Source organism: Sporosarcina luteola, assembly GCF_023715245.1.
In the GTDB taxonomy this organism is placed as follows: Bacteria; Bacillota; Bacilli; order Bacillales_A; family Planococcaceae; genus Sporosarcina; species Sporosarcina luteola_C.
Genome location: NZ_JAMBNV010000003.1, coordinates 191475 through 212378 on the forward strand (window position 1 = coordinate 191475; position 20904 = coordinate 212378).

The 20904-nt window shown below is 47.2% G+C and carries 19 protein-coding genes; 13 read left to right on the forward strand and 6 right to left on the reverse strand.

What is annotated here, in order from left to right:
* Positions 1 to 16: 16 nt before the first annotated feature.
* Positions 17 to 685, forward strand: a complete 669-nt coding sequence (locus M3152_RS14970; protein WP_251696288.1) for a DNA alkylation repair protein — start codon at positions 17 to 19, stop codon at positions 683 to 685.
* Between the two features lie 106 nt (positions 686 to 791).
* Here the strand turns inward: M3152_RS14970 and M3152_RS14975 are convergent, their stop codons facing one another.
* Positions 792 to 974 carry a hypothetical protein gene (locus M3152_RS14975; RefSeq protein WP_251696290.1) on the reverse strand — a complete coding sequence of 61 codons (183 nt, stop codon included), beginning with the start codon at positions 972 to 974 and terminating at the stop codon, positions 792 to 794.
* Positions 975 to 1111: 137 nt separating this feature from the next.
* Here M3152_RS14975 and M3152_RS14980 point away from each other — a divergent pair, with 137 nt between their 5' ends.
* Complete coding sequence (locus M3152_RS14980) at positions 1112 to 2758, forward strand: FAD-binding dehydrogenase (RefSeq protein ID WP_251696292.1); 1647 nt, start codon at positions 1112 to 1114, stop codon at positions 2756 to 2758.
* Positions 2759 to 2822: 64 nt separating this feature from the next.
* Positions 2823 to 4409 (forward strand): M2 family metallopeptidase, encoded by a 1587-nt coding sequence (locus M3152_RS14985; RefSeq protein WP_251696294.1) that lies wholly within the window; start codon positions 2823 to 2825, stop codon positions 4407 to 4409.
* Between the two features lie 46 nt (positions 4410 to 4455).
* On the opposite strand, the gene M3152_RS14990 is transcribed toward M3152_RS14985, so the two are convergent.
* Positions 4456 to 4680 (reverse strand): hypothetical protein, encoded by a 225-nt coding sequence (locus M3152_RS14990; RefSeq protein ID WP_251696296.1) that lies wholly within the window; start codon positions 4678 to 4680, stop codon positions 4456 to 4458.
* 131 nt (positions 4681 to 4811) lie between these two features.
* Between M3152_RS14990 and M3152_RS14995 the strand changes: the two genes are divergently transcribed.
* The gene (locus tag M3152_RS14995; protein ID WP_251696298.1) at positions 4812 to 5267 is read left to right on the forward strand and encodes a DIP1984 family protein; all 456 of its coding nucleotides are present in this window, start codon (positions 4812 to 4814) and stop codon (positions 5265 to 5267) included.
* Positions 5268 to 5577: 310 nt separating this feature from the next.
* On the opposite strand, the gene M3152_RS15000 is transcribed toward M3152_RS14995, so the two are convergent.
* The gene (locus M3152_RS15000; protein ID WP_435371949.1) at positions 5578 to 6393 is read right to left on the reverse strand and encodes an MBL fold metallo-hydrolase; all 816 of its coding nucleotides are present in this window, start codon (positions 6391 to 6393) and stop codon (positions 5578 to 5580) included.
* A gap of 144 nt (positions 6394 to 6537) precedes the next feature.
* On the opposite strand from M3152_RS15000, the gene M3152_RS15005 reads away from it, so the two are divergent.
* Positions 6538 to 7068: a DUF1572 family protein gene (locus M3152_RS15005; RefSeq protein WP_251696300.1), complete on the forward strand. Its 531-nt coding sequence runs from the start codon at positions 6538 to 6540 to the stop codon at positions 7066 to 7068.
* A gap of 279 nt (positions 7069 to 7347) precedes the next feature.
* Positions 7348 to 8928: an FAD-dependent oxidoreductase gene (locus tag M3152_RS15010; RefSeq protein ID WP_251696302.1), complete on the forward strand. Its 1581-nt coding sequence runs from the start codon at positions 7348 to 7350 to the stop codon at positions 8926 to 8928.
* Between the two features lie 260 nt (positions 8929 to 9188).
* On the opposite strand, the gene M3152_RS15015 is transcribed toward M3152_RS15010, so the two are convergent.
* Complete coding sequence (locus tag M3152_RS15015; protein ID WP_251696304.1) at positions 9189 to 10088, reverse strand: hypothetical protein; 900 nt, start codon at positions 10086 to 10088, stop codon at positions 9189 to 9191.
* Positions 10089 to 10228: 140 nt separating this feature from the next.
* Between M3152_RS15015 and M3152_RS15020 the strand changes: the two genes are divergently transcribed.
* The 5 genes from M3152_RS15020 (at position 10229) to M3152_RS15040 (ending at position 15526) form a co-directional block, all read left to right on the forward strand.
* Positions 10229 to 10654 carry an SRPBCC family protein gene (locus tag M3152_RS15020; RefSeq protein WP_251696305.1) on the forward strand — a complete coding sequence of 142 codons (426 nt, stop codon included), beginning with the start codon at positions 10229 to 10231 and terminating at the stop codon, positions 10652 to 10654.
* A 557-nt stretch (positions 10655 to 11211) separates the two neighbouring features.
* The gene (locus tag M3152_RS15025) at positions 11212 to 12618 is read left to right on the forward strand and encodes a serine hydrolase domain-containing protein (RefSeq protein WP_251696306.1); all 1407 of its coding nucleotides are present in this window, start codon (positions 11212 to 11214) and stop codon (positions 12616 to 12618) included.
* A gap of 141 nt (positions 12619 to 12759) precedes the next feature.
* Positions 12760 to 12876 carry a YjcZ family sporulation protein gene (locus M3152_RS15030; protein WP_251628850.1) on the forward strand — a complete coding sequence of 39 codons (117 nt, stop codon included), beginning with the start codon at positions 12760 to 12762 and terminating at the stop codon, positions 12874 to 12876.
* 329 nt (positions 12877 to 13205) lie between these two features.
* Positions 13206 to 14387: a NupC/NupG family nucleoside CNT transporter gene (locus M3152_RS15035; protein ID WP_251696308.1), complete on the forward strand. Its 1182-nt coding sequence runs from the start codon at positions 13206 to 13208 to the stop codon at positions 14385 to 14387.
* A gap of 122 nt (positions 14388 to 14509) precedes the next feature.
* Positions 14510 to 15526 (forward strand): LLM class flavin-dependent oxidoreductase, encoded by a 1017-nt coding sequence (locus M3152_RS15040; protein ID WP_251696310.1) that lies wholly within the window; start codon positions 14510 to 14512, stop codon positions 15524 to 15526.
* A 61-nt stretch (positions 15527 to 15587) separates the two neighbouring features.
* Here M3152_RS15040 and M3152_RS15045 read toward each other — a convergent pair whose 3' ends face one another.
* Positions 15588 to 16808 carry a dicarboxylate/amino acid:cation symporter gene (locus tag M3152_RS15045; RefSeq protein WP_251696312.1) on the reverse strand — a complete coding sequence of 407 codons (1221 nt, stop codon included), beginning with the start codon at positions 16806 to 16808 and terminating at the stop codon, positions 15588 to 15590.
* A gap of 145 nt (positions 16809 to 16953) precedes the next feature.
* Here M3152_RS15045 and M3152_RS15050 point away from each other — a divergent pair, with 145 nt between their 5' ends.
* Entirely contained in the window at positions 16954 to 17322 is a 369-nt protein-coding gene (locus M3152_RS15050) for a spore germination protein GerW family protein (protein WP_251696314.1), read from the forward strand.
* Positions 17323 to 17363: 41 nt separating this feature from the next.
* On the opposite strand, the gene brnQ is transcribed toward M3152_RS15050, so the two are convergent.
* The gene (gene brnQ / locus M3152_RS15055; RefSeq protein ID WP_251696316.1) at positions 17364 to 18680 is read right to left on the reverse strand and encodes a branched-chain amino acid transport system II carrier protein; all 1317 of its coding nucleotides are present in this window, start codon (positions 18678 to 18680) and stop codon (positions 17364 to 17366) included.
* Positions 18681 to 18982: 302 nt separating this feature from the next.
* On the opposite strand from brnQ, the gene M3152_RS15060 reads away from it, so the two are divergent.
* Entirely contained in the window at positions 18983 to 20707 is a 1725-nt protein-coding gene (locus tag M3152_RS15060; protein WP_251696318.1) for a sulfate adenylyltransferase, read from the forward strand.
* Positions 20708 to 20904: the final 197 nt, after the last annotated feature.

The window sequence follows — 20904 nt, forward strand, 5'->3', positions numbered from 1 at the left end:
AAAGGAGTTATATAAAATGACCGAAACTAAAGGCACAGAAATGATACGCTCTTCAAAAGCAGAAAACATCCTCTCTCAGATCAATAGTAAAACTAAGCTAGGCGACTTACGAAAAATCGCCAAGGACATTAAAAAAGATCACGAACTAGCTATGGAACTTTGGTCAACCGGAGAGTTTTTGCCGAGACTATTAGCAATCCTAATTATGGACAAAAAACTGCTTACACAAGATGTGCTCAATCAGCTTGATAAAGATATACAGGCTCACACTTTGGAGGAGCGAAATAACATAATGGATTGGTTGATGGCTAATCAGCTCACCAAAGACAAGAAGACGATTTTCTTGATGGAGTCATGGGAAAATAGCCCTTCTGCTCTTCAAAGGCGAGCTTTCTGGTATTATCAAGCGCGATTGAGATGGACTGGACAAACACCGCCTGATAATACCGAAGAATTGCTAGCTGCAATCGAGGCTACTATTACGCAGGAAGAACCGGAAGTTCAATGGGCTATGAATTTTACCGCAGGCTGGATAGGCGTATACGATGAAAAGAATCGTGCACGTTGTATAAAAATAGGTGAGGAAGCGGGCCTTTACAAAGATGAAAAAGTATCGAAAGGATGTACTCCCAACTATTTGCCCGAGTTCATTACGATTGAAGTTAACAAACGGATTAAGAGTTAGTTATCTTTGAATAATATATTATGTTTACATAAAACGTTCGGATGAATCCGAACGTTTTATTTGCTATTCCCGTTACCCGAGCCCGTTACATTTCCCTTACCTGTTTTTATTTTTCTCGATCATCCTGCCGCTCATTCCGTTGTGCTTTCGCGTCAAAATCCTCTGCGAATTCCTGTGTGCGGTTTTCGCCTGGATTATTTGTATTGCTATTTGTGTTATGTGCCTCTTTGTAAGTGTCAAAGCTATTATGCGTTCTTTCGTTCATTGTCTTCTTATTGTTTTTATTCATCGATTACTCACCTCCTCTACGTACTATGCACGTCAGCTGAAGAAGTATACGCCACTGTCCGCAATGAAAAGAAGGGATTGGAAACGCCCACGACGAAGGTACGTAATGTGGGATTTACTGACATTGGGGGAAGCGATATGAATTATGACGTCATTGTAGTGGGAGCAGGTCTTGCCGGGTTGGTGGCGACTTCGGAGCTGATCAAAGCTAGAAAAAAGGTTCTCTTACTAGACCAAGAGCCGGAGTCGTCCATGGGCGGGCAGGCGTGGTGGTCGTTCGGGGGATTGTTTTTAGTTGATTCACCGGAGCAGCGAAGGCTTGGCATAAAGGATTCCAAAGCGCTCGCTTGGCAGGATTGGATGGGAAGTGCGGGGTTCGATCGACTCGATGATGAGGATCACTGGGCAATGAAATGGGCAGAAGCATATGTGGATTTTGCCGCGAATGAAAAACGGGAGTGGCTTCATTCGCTCGGCGTTCGGTTTTTCCCTGTCGTAGGCTGGGCGGAAAGGGGCGGATATTTAGCGGAAGGGCACGGTAACTCGGTGCCGCGGTTTCATATTACGTGGGGAACGGGTCCGGGGCTCGTGAAACCGTTCGAACAAAAGGTCCGAGAAGGGATGGCCAATGGGCTTGTCGACTTCAAGCCTCGGCATCAGGTGGATGAATTGACCGTTGAAAATGGAGCAGTCGTCGGTGTGAAGGGGTCTGTACTCGAATCTAGCGAAGTCGATAGAGGAGAAACAAGCTCCCGGACCGTCATCGGGGAATTTACATACAAGGCCTCTGCCGTCGTCGTGACAAGCGGCGGAATCGGCGCGAATTTCGACCTCGTCAGGGAAAACTGGCCGATGCGTTTAGGGGAGCCCCCGAAGCAGATGATTTCAGGCGTGCCGGCCCACGTCGATGGGCGGATGCTTGGGATAACTGAAAAAGCGGGCGGACGGATTGTGAATAAAGACCGGATGTGGCATTACACGGAAGGCATCCGGAATTGGAGCCCGATCTGGCCGTCCCATGGCATCCGCATTTTGCCGGGACCGTCTTCCATCTGGCTTGACGCAGAAGGGAACCGGTTCCCGGCACCGAATTTCCCGGGCTTCGATACGTTGGGGACGCTACAAACGATAAAGGAAACGGGCTATGACTATTCGTGGTTCATTCTCACTGAAAAGATCATTGAAAAGGAATTCGCATTGTCTGGCTCTGAGCAAAACCCGGATTTGACGGGAAAAAGCATTAAGAAGGTGTTATCGAGGGTGCTCCCGGGTCCACCGGCTCCCGTGAAAGCGTTCATGGATCACGGCGAAGATTTCATTGTTGCGAAGACGGTGGAAGAATTGGTGGCGGGAATGAACCGAGTTGCCGGGAATGAATTGATCGATACTAAAAAGATCGAGCGGCTGCTGCTAGCGAGAGACAGGGAGATGGACAATACATTCACGAAAGACTTGCAAATTACGGCGCTTCGCGGGGCAAGGAATTATATCGGTGATAAGCTGATCCGCGTTGCGAAGCCGCATAAGATTCTGGATCCGAAAAACGGACCATTGATTGCGGTCAAGCTCAATATTCTAACCCGAAAAACATTGGGCGGACTTCAGACGGATTTATCGGGCCGTGTGTTGAATGAAGCCGGAAATCCCGTCCCCGGATTGTATGCGGCAGGGGAAGTTGCCGGATTCGGCGGAGGCGGCGTGCATGGATACCGCGCATTGGAAGGCACTTTTTTAGGGGGCTGCCTGTTCAGCGGGCGGATTGTCGGGCGAACGCTATCGGAATAAAAAAGGGGAATTGCCGCTCCATATCGAATAAATAGATAACGACAGATAAAAAGGGGAAGAGTATATGACAGTTCAACAGTTTTTGGAAGAGCAAAATAAAGCGATCAAGGATCTGCATATCGCAAACGCGGAAACCTCGTGGATGGCGGCGACGACAGGGGAGGACGAATGGAACCGGAAAACTGCGGAGGCAGAGACGGCTTATGATCTTTATTTAGCCGATCCGGAACGTTTCCAACAAGTGAAAACGTACTTGGCGCAGGACGATCTGACAGCTATCGAGCGTCGTCAGCTCGAGAGCTTGTACAACGGCATGGTGTCGAACCAGGTGCCGGAAGAGGACCTCAAGGAAATGGTGGAGCTTTCGACGGAGTTGATCGCCAAATTCAATACATTCCGCGCGACGATTGACGGGAAGCCTGTATCGGAGAATGATGTCCGGGAGATTTTAATTAAAAGCAATGACTTGGCGGAGCGTGAAGAGGCGTGGCATGCAAGCAAGCAGATCGGGAAAGAAGTTGAAGAGAAGCTATTGATTCTCGTGAAAAAGCGGAATGACATAGCGCGTTCTCTTGGGTACGATAATTACCACCAAATGAGTTTTGAGCTGCAGGAATTGGACCGGGATGAAGTTTTCTCGATTTTCCACAAGCTGAAAGACCTTTCGGATGAACCTTTCCGTGAAATGAAACAGGAAATGGACAGCGAACTTGCGGAGCGATTCGGTATTTCGATCGATGAGCTTCGTCCATGGCATTATGCCGATCCGTTTTTCCAGGAGGCGCCGCCGATGAAGGAATTGGATCTCGATCCGTTCTATACCGGAAAAGACCTCGAGCAGCTGACGATTGCAACGTTTGATAGCATGGGCATGGATATCACCGATATGCTTGCGAAAAGCGATATGTATCCGCGCGACAAGAAAAACCAGCATGCATTCTGCACGGATATCGACCGTGAAGGCGACGTCCGCGTGCTATGCAATAATGTGTCGACCGATTATTGGTCCGTTACGACGTTGCATGAATTTGGCCATGCGGTTTATTTTAAATATGTTGATCGTCAGCTGCCATTCCTATTAAGGACTTGCGCGCATACGTTGACAACGGAAGCGATTGCGATGCTCTATGGACGTTTCGGGAAAAACCCTGCATGGCTGCAGCAGTTTTTAGGGCTGGAGAAAGCTCAAGTGGAGGAGCTGACGCCGCTTATCGAGAAATCACTGCGCCGGCAAATGCTCATTGCAGGCCGCTGGATCATGACATTCACGTTCTTTGAGCGCGAGCTGTACGAAAATCCGGATCAGGATTTGAACAAGCTTTGGTGGAAAATCGTAAAGGAAGTCCAATTTGTGAACCCGCCGGAAAACGTCGACTTCCCGCATTGGGCAGCGAAAATCCATTTCACGCTCGTCCCGGTTTATTATCAAAACTATTTGCTTGGCGAGTTGACGACTTCGCAGCTGCAGTCCTATATTGAGAACAACATCTCAAAAGACATGTTCACGCCAGAAGTGGGCACGTATTTGGTGGAGGAGTATTTCAAGCCGGGTGCGCTCCACCCGTGGAATGAAAAGATTGAAAAAGCGACAGGTGAGAAGTTGAATCCGCAATATTTCATTGATCAATTCGTAGTGCAAGCACTTGTGTAACTAAAAACATGCCGAACAAGATTAGAAAATCCTGTTCGGCAGTTTTTCATCTTCTCTTCTTTTTCGCTAATTCTTCGGCAGCCAATTTCTTTTTATCCACAACTTTTTCGAACTCGACAAACACATAATACACATTTTCCTTTATTTCCTCGACACTCATCACTTTACCTTTACGACCTTTCAGCGTCACATTGTCGTCGATGGAAGGGATGTTTCTGAGTACTTGATTGAGTACGTAGTTTTTGTTTTCATAGAAATGAATGGCATACATAATTCGAATCTCCTTTAGTAGTGTAATAGTTGGAATCCATTCATTTTATGATTGTCCACTAGATTTAGAACAAAGGACTTTTAGCGGGCCATGTCGAATAAAGGACTAACGGAACAAAGGGAGTGGTATCGATGAAGCTTGCCGAAGCGTTGATTGCACGGGCGGACTTGCAGAAAAGGAACGAACAGCTGAAAAGGCGGATCAGCATGAACTTGAAGATCCAAGAGGGAGAAAAGCCTGCGGAGGATCCGAATGAAATGTTGGCGGAGCTCGACAGCAATATGAAAGAATTAACGAGTTTGATTCAGCGGATCAATAGAACGAATTGCTCCGTCCAATTCGACGAACAGCGGACGCTTGCTGATGCATTGGTCGAACGCGACCAGAAGTGGGACAAGCGGTTGATCCTCGCCAAGATTGCGGAGGAAGGATCGATCCGCAACGACCGATATAGCCGGTCCGAGATTAAAATTATGAGTACCATTGACGTCTCGGCCATTCAGAAGCAGGTCGACCAATTATCGAAAGAGTTCAGGGAACTGGACACGAAGATTCAAGGTTTGAATTGGAATGTTGATTTGATCTGATTTGATTAGCAAGTCGGTAGCTGCATCGCAAAGGTGAGTACAAACCCGCCGACTGGGAAAGTTGGACTCAATGGTCGGTAGATGGGGCTATACCAATCGGTTCGAAGCCGTCATGAACAACTTATGCCCAGTACCGTGACATGTGTACTAGTAGAATGTAATTGTAACTTCCATGTACTAATTTGCGAAGGCAGTGAGGGTGGGTTCGGGGACTTGATTTGGAATGTAGCATCTATGGTTCTCCGTAGGTGCTATTTTGTGTGGAATAAAAAATGACGGGCACCCAATAGGAATGGATACCCGCCGCATATTACTCATTTCCTTCATTTACAATCGATCGGATAATATGGATTGAATTCCATTCGCCGAATGAAAAATAAGTGATTGGATATTTTTTCGGGAAAAGCCGCGCGTGGATTTCGCGCACTTGGTACCCTTTCTTGCGCAAGGCAAGCGTGTTTTCCCGCAGCTCTTGCAAATACGCAAGTTTCTTCTGCAACGCCATGCGCCCGTCCTTCACATAACCTGCGTGGCAGCAAAACAATTCTCCGAAGTCATACGACAAGGTCTTTTCGAGTGAATTGATAATGGTAGGAATGCTTTCATCACGTAAAATGAGTTTTGTTTTAGGATGGATGTATAAATCGCCGGTGAAAAGCTGTCCCGTTTCTTTATTCAAAAAGGCTAGATGATCACTTGCATGTCCTGGTGTTTCAATTACCGCCCATTCGGCGTTTCTCGAATTGAATGATTCCCCGATCGGCTCTGCCTTAAAAGGCTTTCTTTTCCCCCAGAAAAACTTCCGGTAGAAGGGATAGTCCGCTTTTTGTGCACATTCTTCGATTGCCATTTCATTCATGAAAATGGGTAGTCCATATTCTGTTTGCAAGTACTGTGCGCTACCGGTATGGTCCTCATGTGCATGCGTAATGACGACTTTATCAATATCGATCAGTGCGAAGAAATCTTTGAACTTCTCCGCAAGTGATTGGGAGCCGGTATCGATCAGCACCCCATCTGTTTCGAAACAATATACATTCAGCTTTACGCTGTTCAATTGAACGACTCCGTTTACAAATCGGACATTGCTGCATTCATCTAGCATTGATTTCGTTTTCAAGAACAAGAGCTTCACCTCATATCGTCTTATGATTCACTTACTAGTAGACTACCATATTATGAATGATTATTCATTCAGTGTCGAATAATCTTTCAATGAAGGATTTTTACTTGCTTGAATCGAATACAGTACCAAAAAGGGGGGTACCGTATGTCAATCGGAACTGAATATTTACGTGTTGTGCGGGAGCGGTTCGCGGTCATAAAGGGGCAAGGGGAAAAGACTTTCGCTCAATTGGATGAAGGCGGCTTTCACTGGACGATGAACGACGCGTCAAACAGTATCGCGGTTCTTATCCAGCATATTAGCGGAAACATGGTGTCGAGGTGGACGGATTTTCTTACGACGGACGGTGAAAAGCCGGACCGGAATCGGGATGGGGAATTCGAGGCGAAACAAATGTCCAAGGCGCAATTGCTGGATTGTTGGGAGCACGGCTGGGGCGTATTTTTGAATACCTTAGAAAGCTTGGATGAGCAGGACTTGGAAAAGACCGTTCATATTCGGGGCGAAGCACATTCCGTTATCGACGCGATCGAGCGGCAAATGGCACATTACGCTGCCCATATCGGACAAATCATGTTCATCGGAAAACAAGTCAAAGGGGAGCAATGGGGAAATTTAAGCATTGCTAAAGGGGAATCGGGCGCGTATTTGCAGCGGATGCTGAAAGGGGAATGAGGAATGATAACGGAAAAAGCCTGTGAGATGGTGTACTATAGCCGTTTCACAGGTTTTTTTAATTAAGGGCTCCTTTAATTGTGCAAGGGCTCGATTAATCCGTCAAGGGCTCAATTAATCACGCAAGGGCTCCATTATTCAATCAAGGGCTCCTTTATCCTATCCTAAGCTCAATCCTTCCACGTTCATCCCCCGGTCGCTTTAAAAATCATCTCCATGTTTACATTCCGCCAGCCAATGGGAATCCTATCTACAGTACAACCTACAGGAGGGCAAGAAATGAATAGTCAAAGCAATGGAAAATTGCCGGAGCATCCGGAGCCGTTTTGGAGGACGAGTGTCGACTTTCCGACCTTTCCGAGTTTGAAGGAAGATCTCGAAGTGGATGTAATTGTTGTTGGTGCGGGCATCACCGGGATTACATCCGCGTATTTATTGGCAAATGAAGGACTCAAGGTGGCCATTATTGAAGCTGATAAAGTGTTGAACGGGACGACGGGGCATACGACCGCGAAAATTACGGCGCAACACGATTTGATTTACGATGAGTTCATTCAAAACATGGGGCGGAATACGGCAAGATTGTATTACGAAGCGAATATTGAGGCTCTTGATTTTATTAGGAAAACAGTGGAGGAGCATCAGATTGACTGTGATTTGACAAATGAAGATGCGTATATTTACTCCGTCTCTGAGAAGTACGCACGCAAAATCGAGAAGGAAGCGCAAGCCTATGAAAAGCTTCATATCGATGGCGGCTTAGTCGATGGCATCCCTTTTGAAATTGACAACGTGCAAAATGTCCTTGTCATGAGAAATCAAGCACAGTTCCATGTAACCAAATATTTGGTTCACTTGATTAATTTATTTCAGCAAAAGGGTGGGCAACTCTTTGAGGACACAGTAGCTGTCAATATTGAAACGGGCGAGCAGCCAGTCGTTCTGACTCGTGACGACAATCGAATCAGCGCCAAGCATGTGCTGATTTGCACGCATTTCCCGTTTTACGAGGGGACAGGCCTTTATTCGACAAGGATGTATGCGGATCGGTCATACGCTCTTGCGGTGAAAGCGAAAAAGGAATTCCCGGCGGGCATGTACATTAGTGCGGATGAACCGACTCGTTCGTTACGTTCTGTCAAGGACAACAATGGCGAGGAACTGGTTCTCATCATCGGAGAGAATCACAAAACCGGTCAAAGTGAAGTGGAGACGATGGAGCATTACAAGTCGCTCGAGCAATTCGGCGAAGAGGTTTTCGGCCTCGAGAAGATCGTTCAAAGATGGTCGGCGCAGGATCTGGTCACATTGGATAAACTGCCATACATCGGCGAATTAACTTCCGGAAATCCAAATATCCTCATTGCAACCGGCTTCCGGAAATGGGGAATGTCCAACGGAACGGCCGCTGCATTGCTGTTCCGCGATATGGTCACTGGAATAGAAAGCAGATTTGAGGAATTGTATACTCCGTCTAGATTCTATGCACACCCAAGTTTGAAGAATTTCCTTGTCCAAAACGCGAATGTAGTCGGCCAATTGATTAAAGGGAAGCTTGGTTCACCGAAAAGAAGCCCCGATGATTTAGCCAAAGGGGAGGGCGCGGCCGTGACAATTGACGGTCATCGGAAAGGCGCTTACCGAGATGACGAAGGAAAAATCTATATTGTCGATACGACGTGTACCCATATGGGATGCGAAGTTTCATGGAATAGCGGCGACCGGACGTGGGACTGCCCATGCCATGGATCCAGGTTTAAACCGACGGGCGAAGTGGTTGAAGGTCCTGCAGAAAAACCGCTGCAGACGTATGATTATACGATCATGGATAATTTGACTTCTGAGGACTCTGGATATTGAATTAAAACGCCCCATCTGGCAACATGCCGGATGGGTTTTTTCATCGAGGGTCCATTCTTTTCGTTTCAAAGTCCATTCTTTCGCGCGAGGGTCCATTCTTTTCGTTTCAAGGTCCATTCTTTCGCGCGAGGGTCCATTCTTTTTGTTTCAAGGTCCATTCTTTCGCGCAAGGGTCCATTCTTTTCATTTCAAGGTCCATTCTTTCGCGCGAGGGTCCATTCTTCGCCTTCTAAGGTCTATTCATTTTCGCGAAAGTGTTTCTACGAATCCCTCCGATACACACAAGGCGTAAACCGTTTCCACTCTTCCTCCAATTCCGCCCAGTCAACAATCTTCCACGGATTGAAATACGTCTGTCCATTTTTATTGAAAAACAATTGTCCGTCAATGCAATAGGCTGCATGTTGAACATTATCATTCTCATCAATCCAGACGACAGCATCTCCTGCATTAAAGCGGTCTTCGACTTTCTTGAATGAGGCTAGGGTCAATTTCCTCATAAAAGTATCGCCATGAATCCATTCGTGAATTATCCATTCGTCCAAACTAGGCTCGGAGCTGATGGCGAACAGGGTGGCGGCCAGGCAATTGGCACCTGGCTCTGTGGAAAATGTATTTGCATATTTGCTCAAATGAGTAGGCGTGGAATCAGGTGGTTGCAGGGAAGTCCATTCATCGTATTGCTGTGCGGTCTTGCGGGTGATTTCTTCTTTGATGGAAGTGGGCAATTTCATCCACATTGCCCTTTGCAAAACACCGAGTCTCTCTCCGTTCATTTCCAAAATGTAGTCCTGCGGAAATGAATCAAGCTCAGGCAACAACGAAAGCGGACCGACTAGACCTCTTCCTAGCTCATATTGCAACGCAAACAGCGCATTTCTCGTTTCGTCGGAAAGTGAGGTGATCCACTCAGGCTGCGCAACGATTACAAGCTCGGCATCTCTTGAAATCATCCAGTACATATAGCTATTCACCATTTGAATGCCGTTGTAGGAGGAATGCTTGAAGAATTCCTCTCTAGGGAAAACCAAAGTTCCTACTACATCTTTCTGGAATAAAGATAAATCGCTCTCCCTAAGGAAAAACAAATCCTTTTCAGGTACATATTTTTCAATCCAGTGATCTAGCTGTTGTTGTGTGGGCTGTATTTTGATAACCACTTGATGCAGCTCCTTTTCGAATTTTCCAATACCTTCTAACTGTATACCGGATTGGGAGGATGAACAAGGATTCATTTAATCAAGAGGATTTACTGCCCAACAAATCGAATATATAAAGTAGAAATAGTGGAGGTGGGAAGATGAATACAGACATAACAACAAAAATGAAAATTGATAAACCGGCAAGTGAAGTGTTCGAGGCGATTGTCGACCCTGAGAAAATGGGCGGCTATTGGTTTTCTTCCGGTACTAGCAGAGTCGAACAAGGGAAGATAATTACTTGGAGGTACGAGGAATATGGTGCCGAAGGGGATATCGAGGTATTAAAAGTTGAAGAGAACAAAGAAATTGTTTTCACATGGGGAGAAACGACGGTCACGATGACATTCCACGAGACGGATGGAAGTACGGTCATGGAAGTAACCGAATCGGGTTTTAACGCGGACGATCCTGAAATCGTCAATAAAATGATGGATCAAAAAGAAGGATGGGTGTACATGCTCACTTGCATGAAGGGGTACTTGGAAAATGGTATAACGACATTGCGGGCTTCGTTAGTAAAATGATTGCGCAAATCGGCAGCGAAGTGTTTTCGTATGCAAGCGGGAGTATGTGAGATAAGTGATAAGTGCCAGATGCGGATACTTCCTCATCTGGTTTTGTTATTTCCGCCATCGATAGCTCATGAATTATAGTCATTCGGTGATAAATTCATCGGAATCGGTGGTAAAGTCCGTCAAACTGGTGGTAAACCGTTGAGAATCGGTGGTAACGTCCATCAAATCGGTGGTAAACCGCCTCGAATCGGTGGTATCGAGTTGCAGTGCCATTTACACGAACGTGCACAGCTGAATTAAAGTGGATTTCCTACAAACTTATAAGCGTTATGCGTGATTGTTGGAGTTTATGCGCGTCTGTGGTGATTTATGCGTGGATTTGCGGCTTTATGCGCGGATTTCGAGTTTTATGGACTTCTCCAGCGTTTTATGCGTGAATAATAGAATTTATGCGTTTTTGGCGATCTCTGCGCCGCTTAGGATGGGCAGCGACGATGATAAAAGAGGGAAAACACGCGACGTGGCGAATAACCTTAAGTATGAAGTAGTATTTAGGGGGAATTTACATGGGAGAGACAGCAGCGGTGAAACCGTTTCATGAGTATGCGCGGGATTATGTCGAGAAGCAGTTGATTCCGGGGGCGATAATCGGCATTGATTCAGACGGCGAGAGGATGTACGAGCTGGAATTCGGCTATCGGAATGTATCGCAAAAGCTGCCGGTGACGGGAGATACGGTATTCGGGATTGCTTCGATGACGAAGTCGTTTACGAGTGCGGGCATTATGAAGCTGCAGGAGCTAGGGAAGTTGTCGGTGCATGATCGGATTGTTGAGTACCTTCCGGAGTTGAAGAAGACGGGAACACAAGTGGAGCGGATCACGCTCCATCATCTGATGACGCATACGGCGGGCTATCCGCCGCTTGCGACGCATGTGTATGCGCGGAAGAACAGCATCGAGCAGGATCCTTCCGCAAAAGATTATGGATTGGACCTATTGAGCAATCCGGGACCGCATATTGAGACGTATGATGAAATGCTTGCATTCATGGCGACGGACGACTTTGAATGGCTCGGAGAACCGGGTCAGTTTTACAGTTATTCGAATGATTCGTATGGGCTGCTTGGTGTCGTCATTAGCAGGGTGAGCGGACAGCGTTATGAGGAATTCATCGAAGAGAACGTTTTGAAGCCAGCGGGAATGAAGAACAGTTTCTACTCGCTTGACCGGTTGGACGAAATCGAAAACGTAACAACGCTCTACATGAAGGCGAAAGACGGCTCTCACGTGTATGAGGCGCCTCTTTGGTGGGATGCACCATCAATGCGATCGGTCGGTTATTTGAAGTCGACAGCAAATGACATCCTCCGCTATTTGGAGATGTATTGGAATGAAGGCGTCGTTGGTGGGACGCGGATCTTATCGAAAGAAAGCGTCGAGCAGATGATTCATCCGCATGTCGAATATGAGCCAGGGAGATGCTACGGGTATGGGTTGCGGATTGTCCCCGATTATTTCGGCTCTACATTGATCAGCCATGGCGGCGGATTGAAAGGCGTTTCTTCTTATATGTGTGCAATCGTTGAAAAGAAGAAGGCGGGCGTAATTCTGACAAACGTTTCAGACGTGGATGCAGGCGGCCTATTGATGAGCACGATGAATGTCACGGAAGGCCGGAAGCTGGATGCTTCCCCTTCAATGCATGAAGTCCGGGAAATCGATGCGGGGGAACTGCGGAAATTCGTAGGCACATTCACCTCGAGCGAAGGAATGAATGTGAAGGTGACTCTGAAGGACAACCAACTAAGTATTGAATCGAATGAAGTGTGCCGGAAGTTGAAATGCATTGGGAAAAACTTTTTTATTGATGAAGATGAGAAAGAAGGCATTCTGCAGTTCATTGAAAACAAAGACGGAGAAATTGAGCGGATCGTCTATGGCGGTAGGCATATATTGAAGGAAAACGTTTAACTTGTAGCAAGTCTTTCACAATCATGTGGGAGGCTTTTTTTATTCCATGAAGCGAAAAGAAGCCTTCTAGGGGAATGTCATGGGCAAGGATGGTTTGCATACATAGAATAACAGCATCAGGGATTTTGGAGGTGTTGAAGAATGTCGAATGAAGTCGGTGGCAATGTTGGGTATGGGAACGGATTTACGTTGATCGTCGTATTGTTTATTCTACTAATTATTGTCGGAGCAGCATACCTAGGTGAAGGATACTGTTAAGAAAAAATTATTAGTAAATAAATTAACGGAAAATGCATGAAAATCAAAAAGTGGAGAGGGGCGCAACCGCGTCCTCTCTATTTTTTTATGTGCTAATTTTGTCAATCCTAATTCAGGGAAATCTATGTTATTATAGGCAAGTTGGGAAAAAACATATAACATTTTCATTCTTATCCGACTAATTTGGCGCTTATGACGATTATTATTTTTTTGTATATAAACACTGGGATTGTCGAATAACTAAAGTGATTCCCGACTTGGGAAGATATAAGAAAATGGCATTGTTTGCTCCACACATAGTTTATGCATCCAGAGAGGGGGAAACCGCTTTGAAATTCCTTATCTTCATTGCGGCATTACTTGTTATCTTTATCCTTGCGTTCATCGTAAGCAATGGTAAAAGGAAGATTAAATATAAATCGATTGTCACGATGATCGGTTTGCAGCTCGTATTGGCGTTCGCTTTATTGAACACCGAAGTTGGCCTCATCCTGATTAGGGGAGTGGCGAATGCTTTCGATAAGCTTTTAGAATATGCTGCAGAAGGGATCAACTTTGTTTTCGGCGGGCTTGCCAACGAAGGCTCTTTTCCTTTCTTCTTGAATGTTTTATTGCCGATCGTTTTTGTTTCCGTACTTATCGGGATTGCCCAGTATATTCGGCTGCTTCCTATCATTATCCGTTTTCTCGGATTAGTATTGAGCAAGGTCAATGGCCTTGGGAAATTGGAGTCGTTTAATGCGGTCGCTTCTGCGATTTTTGGACAATCTGAGGTGTTCATCTCCATTAAAAAACAGCTGCCGCATATTCCGAAGCATCGGATGTATACGTTGTGTACGTCAGCTATGTCAACGGTTTCCGCTTCAATCCTAGGGGCATATATGACGATGATTGAACCGAAGTATGTCATTACGGCACTCGTCTTGAATCTGTTCGGTGGATTCATCATCGCCAATATTATCAATCCTTACGAAGTGTCGGAGGATGAGGATATCATTGAAATTAAGGATGAGAGAAAACAGTCCTTCTTCGAAATGTTAGGCGAATATATTATGGATGGCTTTAAAGTGGCGGTCATCGTCGGTGCGATGTTGATCGGTTTTGTCGCATTGATTGGCATGATTAACAGTGTTTTTGAGGCGGCAGTCGGCGTCAGCTTCCAGACCGCGTTAGGATATGTATTTGCACCATTTGCATTCATCGTCGGCATTCCGGCATCTGAAGTGGTACAAGCCGGCACGATCATGGCGACGAAATTGCTGACGAACGAGTTCGTGGCAATGATGGACTTGGCTAAAATTACATCATCTCTGTCGGACAAGTCGGTCGGCATTATTTCCGTCTTCCTCGTATCATTCGCGAACTTCTCTTCAATCGGAATCATTTCCGGAGCTGTGAAAGGTTTGAATGAAGAGCAAGGGAATACGGTCGCTAAATTCGGTTTGAAATTACTCTATGGGGCGACGTTGGTCAGTTTATTGACGGCGGCGGTCACTGGAATTATGTTGTAAGGGAGTCCCTAGTCAGGGGCTCTTTTTTTGTGCCTCAATCCCCTTCAATGGAAGTAGGAGTGCCGAACGGGTATCATGGAATGGAAGAATAATACCTATTCACTACAATTGGAGTGAGGCAATTGATAACTAATAGAGCGAAGAAATTCAACGGCATCCCGCTGTCGATTCTTGATCTTGCGATGATCAACGAAGGGAGCGATGCCGGACAATCGTTTAAAAACAGTGTCGATCTTGCGCAACATGCCGAAAACTGGGGCTATAACCGATTCTGGCTTGCTGAACATCATAATATGTCCGGAGTCGCAAGTTCGGCGACGTCTGTCATCATCGGTCACGTGGCAGGTGCGACGGAAACGATCCGTGTCGGAGCGGGAGGCGTCATGCTGCCGAACCATGCACCGCTCGTCATCGCAGAGCAGTTCGGCACGCTTGATGCATTATATCCGGGCAGGATCGATCTAGGCTTAGGACGCGCTCCCGGCAGCGACCAGGCAACGGCTTATGCGCTGCGACGGACGTTGCAGAGCAGCGGCAACGATTTCCCTGACCAGCTGGACGAATTGCGCGCATATTTCAAGCATGACCCTACCGCCCGCGTCCGCGCGATTCCAGGGGAAGGGCAGGATATTCCGATCTGGCTTCTCGGATCGAGTGATTTCAGTGCGCGGCTAGCTGCGGAATTAGGTCTTCCTTTTTCATTCGCAAGTCATTTTGCACCGACCTATATGATGCATGCGCTAAATCTTTACCACCGTAATTTTAAGCCATCGAAGGATCTTCAAAAACCGTACGCAATGCTTGGAATTAACATCATTGCCGCGGATACAGATGAAAAGGCGCAATGGCTAGCAACTTCGCACCAACAAATGTTCCTCAATATCCGGAAAGGGATCACGACGGAATTCAAGCCGCCGCTCGATGATGTTGACGCTGTCTGGAACGAGTTGGAAAAAGCCGCCGTCGCCGAATTATTGGATTGGCCATCAACGATTGTCGGCAGCCCTGAAACGGTCAAGCGGAAATTGGAAGCGTTCATGGAAATGACGAAAGCTGACGAATGTATTATCAGCTCAGGGATCTTCAACCACGGGGACCGCCTCCGCTCGTATGAGATTGTCGCTGAAATGATGGCATGACTACCTTGCTTTATGAATAAAATAGCCAAGTATCGGACGGATAACCCGATGCTTGGCTTTTTCATATTTTCCTTCTTTTTTCATGCTGATCAATCAATCTTGTCCCTACGAGGTCGCCAGTGACGTTCACTGCGGTTGCCCCCATGCCGATCAAAGCATCAATTGCAGTCAGCAACGCCACCGCTTCCATCGGCAAGCCGAGTTGGACGAACACGGTCGCAATCATGACGATGCCTGCGCCTGGAACCCCTGCTGTCCCGATGGAGGCGAGCGTCCCGATCAATACGACCATCACCATATCGGAAATGGTGAGCGGGGTACCGGCGACATTGGCGGCAAATACAGCGGATGCCGCTATGCGGATTGCGGCGCCATCCATATTGACAGTTGCGCCGAGTGGCAGGCTGAAGCCGTATAAGCTTTTTGGAACCCCCATTTTTTTCGCCGCATCCAGTGTAAGGGGCAATGTGCCCGTGCTGCTTTGCGTGACAAATGCAGTGATCATCGGCGTGCGTGCATAGTTGAAGAAAGACCCGGGTTTGATTCCGAAAAGAAGCAGGAGAACGGCATACAGCATGATATGTACGAGTAGCGCAGCGTAAAAGACGCCGATCATGCCGCCTAATGAAAGAAGCGTATCGATGCCTTGACTGCCGACCGTATTCGCGATGATCGCGAAAATTCCGATCGGCACGTATTGCAGGATCGCTTTCAAAATAAGAAGGGAAGCTTCATTCAACGCTGTAATCGTCGTCAGTAATGAATCGCCCAACCCGGCATGTTTTTCAGAGGAACGCATGGCGGAAATCGCAATGCCGAAAGCGAGCGCTGTAAAAATGATGCCGAGTAGATTCATTTCCGTAAAAGCGGCGACGATATTGGACGGCACGATATTGAGGAGCACTTGTACGATGCCTGGATTGTCCGGAACCTCGAATGATTCATTGCCAGTGAGATGCATCCCCCTGCCTGGCCGCAACATGCTGGCGACGAGCAGGCCGACGACGATTGCGAGCGCCGAAGTGACTGTGTAATAGATGAAAACCTTGCTGCCCATACGCCCTAAGTTGGCAATGTTCGTCTGATTTATCCCTACGATGAGTGTGAATAAAATGAGTGGGATGATCAGGAAGGTGAGCAGACGGAGAAGAAGATCGCCGAGCGGTGCTAGGATTACGGCTTGTTCCCCCAATAGGAAACCTGCAACAATTCCAAGAACTAAGGCGACCGAAATTTTCATTATTAATGAAGCACGTAAATATGATTTGAAAATGCTTTTCATCACGACGCCTCCTTTTCAGAACTGCGAGTATTGAAGGAATTCTGAATTCCACGTTAATACAGTGTGGTCGGTGTGTCAAAATACATGCTTCTGAAAAGGGAAGTAGCGCCAGTATGTCGAATAGGTAGGAAAGGAGGGATGGACGATGGTGCAGTTGCAAGAACAAGTGGATACTGCTGAACGGAAGGAATTTGTCGAGACGCCCGTCAAAACATTGTTCCAGAAGTTTGCTGATCATAAGGATGTCTCGCTTGTATTCGGAGATCCAGTCGAAGTCGGCTTGACGAAAGTGATTCCTGTTGCGAAGCTGCAATACGGTTTTGGAGGAGGAGGCGACAACGCAGGCAATAACGGAGGCGGTGGAGGCTTTAGAGTCAGCCCTGTAGGTGTCTATGAAATCACACCTGAACGAGTTACATTCAAACCGACTCGCAGCGGTAGGCAAATCATCGTTATGATGTTGTTATCGGGTCTGTTTTTCTTCTTAGGAAAGAAATCAAGTAAAAAGCGGTGAAAGAAAAGGACTCCCTGCATGCTGGAGTCCTTTAGTCATTTCTATTGATGTGCGCACTTTCGGACCGAAGCGATTACGAAGCCGATTCCAGCGAACACAATGGCGGGGAGTATCCAACCGATCCCTTCTTCGTAAAGGGGCAAGTGGCGGAGCATATCGGTAACCGGAGCGATCGGAAGGCCGAACGCCTTAAGCATATCGAAAAAACCGATAAATCCTGCCGCAGCCAGTGCGAAGAGATACACTTCCCGGTGGCCGTTGAACCAGTTATGGAAGAAGCTGATTGTAATCAAGACGATCGCCAGCGGATAAACCCCGATGAGAACTGGCAATGTAATCTCGATTAATTGCGTAAGCCCGATGTTCGCAATGAACGCACTGAAAATGCAGATGATCAGCACCACGAGCCGATACGAAAATTTTGGAAATGTATCCGAGAAAAAGGCAGCACATGAAGAAGCGAGGCCGACGGATGTTGTCAGGCAAGCAAGGAGTACAGCCAAACCTAGCAACACTTGTCCAGTCGTCCCGAGCAGTGAATAAACGAGCTGCGTTAAAATTTCCCCGCCATTTGCAGCATCCGGTGCAACAAGCCGACTCGTTGTTCCGAGATAAGCGAGCCCGGCATACACGAGGCAAAGACCCGCAACGGCAAAGGCGCCTGCCTTCATCGTAATGGCTAGGGTCACTTTCTTATCCGATACACCCTTAGCTTTGATCGCGTTGATGATGACGATGCCGAATACGAGTGCAGCCATCGCATCCATCGTTAAATAACCTTCGATGAATCCTTTGATGAAAGGATTTTGGATGTATGGTTCCTGTGGCGGTCCGATTGTCCCGGCAGGCCTGATAATCCCTACCGTGACGATGAAAGTGACAAGGACCAGGAGAACCGGGGTCAGTACATTCCCGAAACGATCGACCAATTTACTCGGCTTCATTGACAGCCAAGCGGTGACCGCAAAAAAGAGGACTGTGAATAACAGCAAAGCGATCCTCTCCGCCGAATCGGAAGTGAAAGGAGCCAGTCCCATTTCAAACGTGACCGTCGCCGTGCGCGGAACTGCAAACAATGGTCCGAGCGCTAAATAGACAATAATTGCGAAGACTAGGCCGAATAAAGGATGTGCCTTTCCTGCGAGATCCCTCAACTGGCTGCCGCTCATCGCTACCGCAACGACACCGAGAAACGGAAGGCCGACACCGGTAATGAGAAACCCGGCAATCGCAATCCATACATTTCCTCCTGCCAGCTGCCCGACGAGCGGCGGGAAAATTAGATTTCCGGCGCCGAAAAACAGCGCAAACATCAGTAACCCTAACTTCAATGTATCCTTATTTGTAAAATCGTTCATACTTGTTCCCTCCAACATATTTAGAAAGCGCATAAAAGCGGTCTTCACGCATAAATGGTCATAGGTCCGCATAACCCATAAATCTCCCAATAAGTCCATAAATGTAAATGGTAACGCATAATTTATCATAAAACGCCATTAAATGATTTTATCATACCCATGCCATAACGTTTACCCATACTCGTCGAAAAGAGAAAAATTATTAATTTCTGATAATAATCTATATACAAGTTTAAAAGTATGTTATTATTCAGAAGAGAATATTATTTTATGAATATGAATTGGAATGGAGAGGAATTGGGATGTTAAACGTTACAGAAAATCGGTTTGCCAACTACCCTCAACAGCCGCACGGGGGAAAACTGGTGGACAAAGTATTGACGGGGGCGGAGAGGGACGAGGAGCTGGAAAAGGCTAGATTGCTGCCTTCCATCATGGTGGATTTGGAAGCGGTCATCACGCTTGAAATGATTGCGACAGGCGTCTTATCTCCGAATGAAGGATTCATGAATGAAGTGGATTATAAGTCTGTGTTGACTGAAGGACGCTTGGCGAATGGGACGGTTTGGCCAGTTCCACTCAGTTTTGCGCCGATCGGCAACCGCAACAAGGAAATCATCGAAACGCTATCCGTGGGGGACGAAGTGGCGCTTTGCGATGAACAGAACGAGCCAGTGGCGATTTTGCGGATTGACGATATTTTTGCATATGATAAGGAGTACCGGGCTTCCCATCTATTCGGTACGACCGATCGGAATCATCCAGGTGTGGATGCGATTTTCAGGAGGATGGGCGATGTCGCGCTCGGCGGCCCGATCCGGTTATTGCAGCGGGTTGACTGGGGGCCGTTTGAAAAGCTGCGATTGGAACCGAAAGATACATGGCATGAATTCTATGAAGTGAAGAAATTCCGTTCCGCTGCAGGGTTCATTACAGGGGCGAATCCACTGCACCGCGGACATGAATACATCCATAAAAATGCATTGGAAGAAATCGACGGTTTGCTTCTTCAGCCGCTGGTCGAAATGGCGAAACGCGAATATACGCGCCATGAATTCCGGATGCTATCGTATAGAAGCGTGCTGGATACGTATTATCCAAAAGGTCGGTCCATCCTCGCACCTTTGCGGGTGACGTATATTTTTGCCGGTCCGCGGGAGACGGTGCTGCACGCACTTATCATGAAAAATTACGGATGCACACATGCGCTCATCGGACGGGATCATGCGGGGATCGGCGATTATTATGATAAATATGCGAGCCATACCATTTTTGATCAATTCAAACCGGAGGAACTCGGAATCGACATTCGACTTTTCCACGAGGTGTTCTACTGCACGCGTTGTGACGCACCCGCGACAGAGCAGTCTTGCCCGCATGACAATCAATACCGGATCAATATTTCTGGAACGGGCATCCGGGAAATGCTCCGCCACGGCATCATGCCACCGAAGGAAATCGTCCGTCCGGAATCTGCGCGGATCGCAATCCAAGGTGTTCAACCGAAAGGCCTCGATGAATCTGAAAGCGCTATCTCGCCAGTAGGAAAGGTTATTAAGAGCATGTTCCCATTCTATTTGGAGCGTACGAGGCTAGGAGGACGGAAGCGCAAAGCGCCTTTGACGGTCGATGATTTGACGAATGATGATCTCGAAATGGTGAATCTGGACGTCCGTGCGAATGCCGACCGGATCTATCAGGAAATCTTCGAGGAGTATTCGAGCGTGGGTGACACAAACCGTGGCATGCAACCTGAATGGGTGATGGACGCAAGGGAATCCTTGCAGACGCAGCAGCGGATGGTCATCCAGGACTTGGAGGAGAAAGTGAAGCAGGCGCCGGAGACCGCTTCGGACGAATTCATGTATCAGGATAAAGAGGAATCGTTGCGGGAGTTGGAAGTGGCGAAGAAAATCCTCGGGGATATTCCAAAAGTGCTTCGCGCGGCCGATTTCGACTATCGGACGTGGAATGTCCTGCCGTATAAGCGCTACCGCGGCAGCGATGAGCCGGAGGAAGGAAAATAAGTCGAGAGAAAAAGCTTTCCGCCAGTAGGTGGAAAGCTTTTTCACGTTACTAAAGTGGTTTATGATCACTCGCCGTGACTTATGATCACTGATCGTGATTTATGATCACTTGCCGTGATTTATGATCACTTGCCGAGATTTATGATCACTCGTCGTGACTTATGATCAGTTGTTTTGATTTATGATCACTCTTCGTG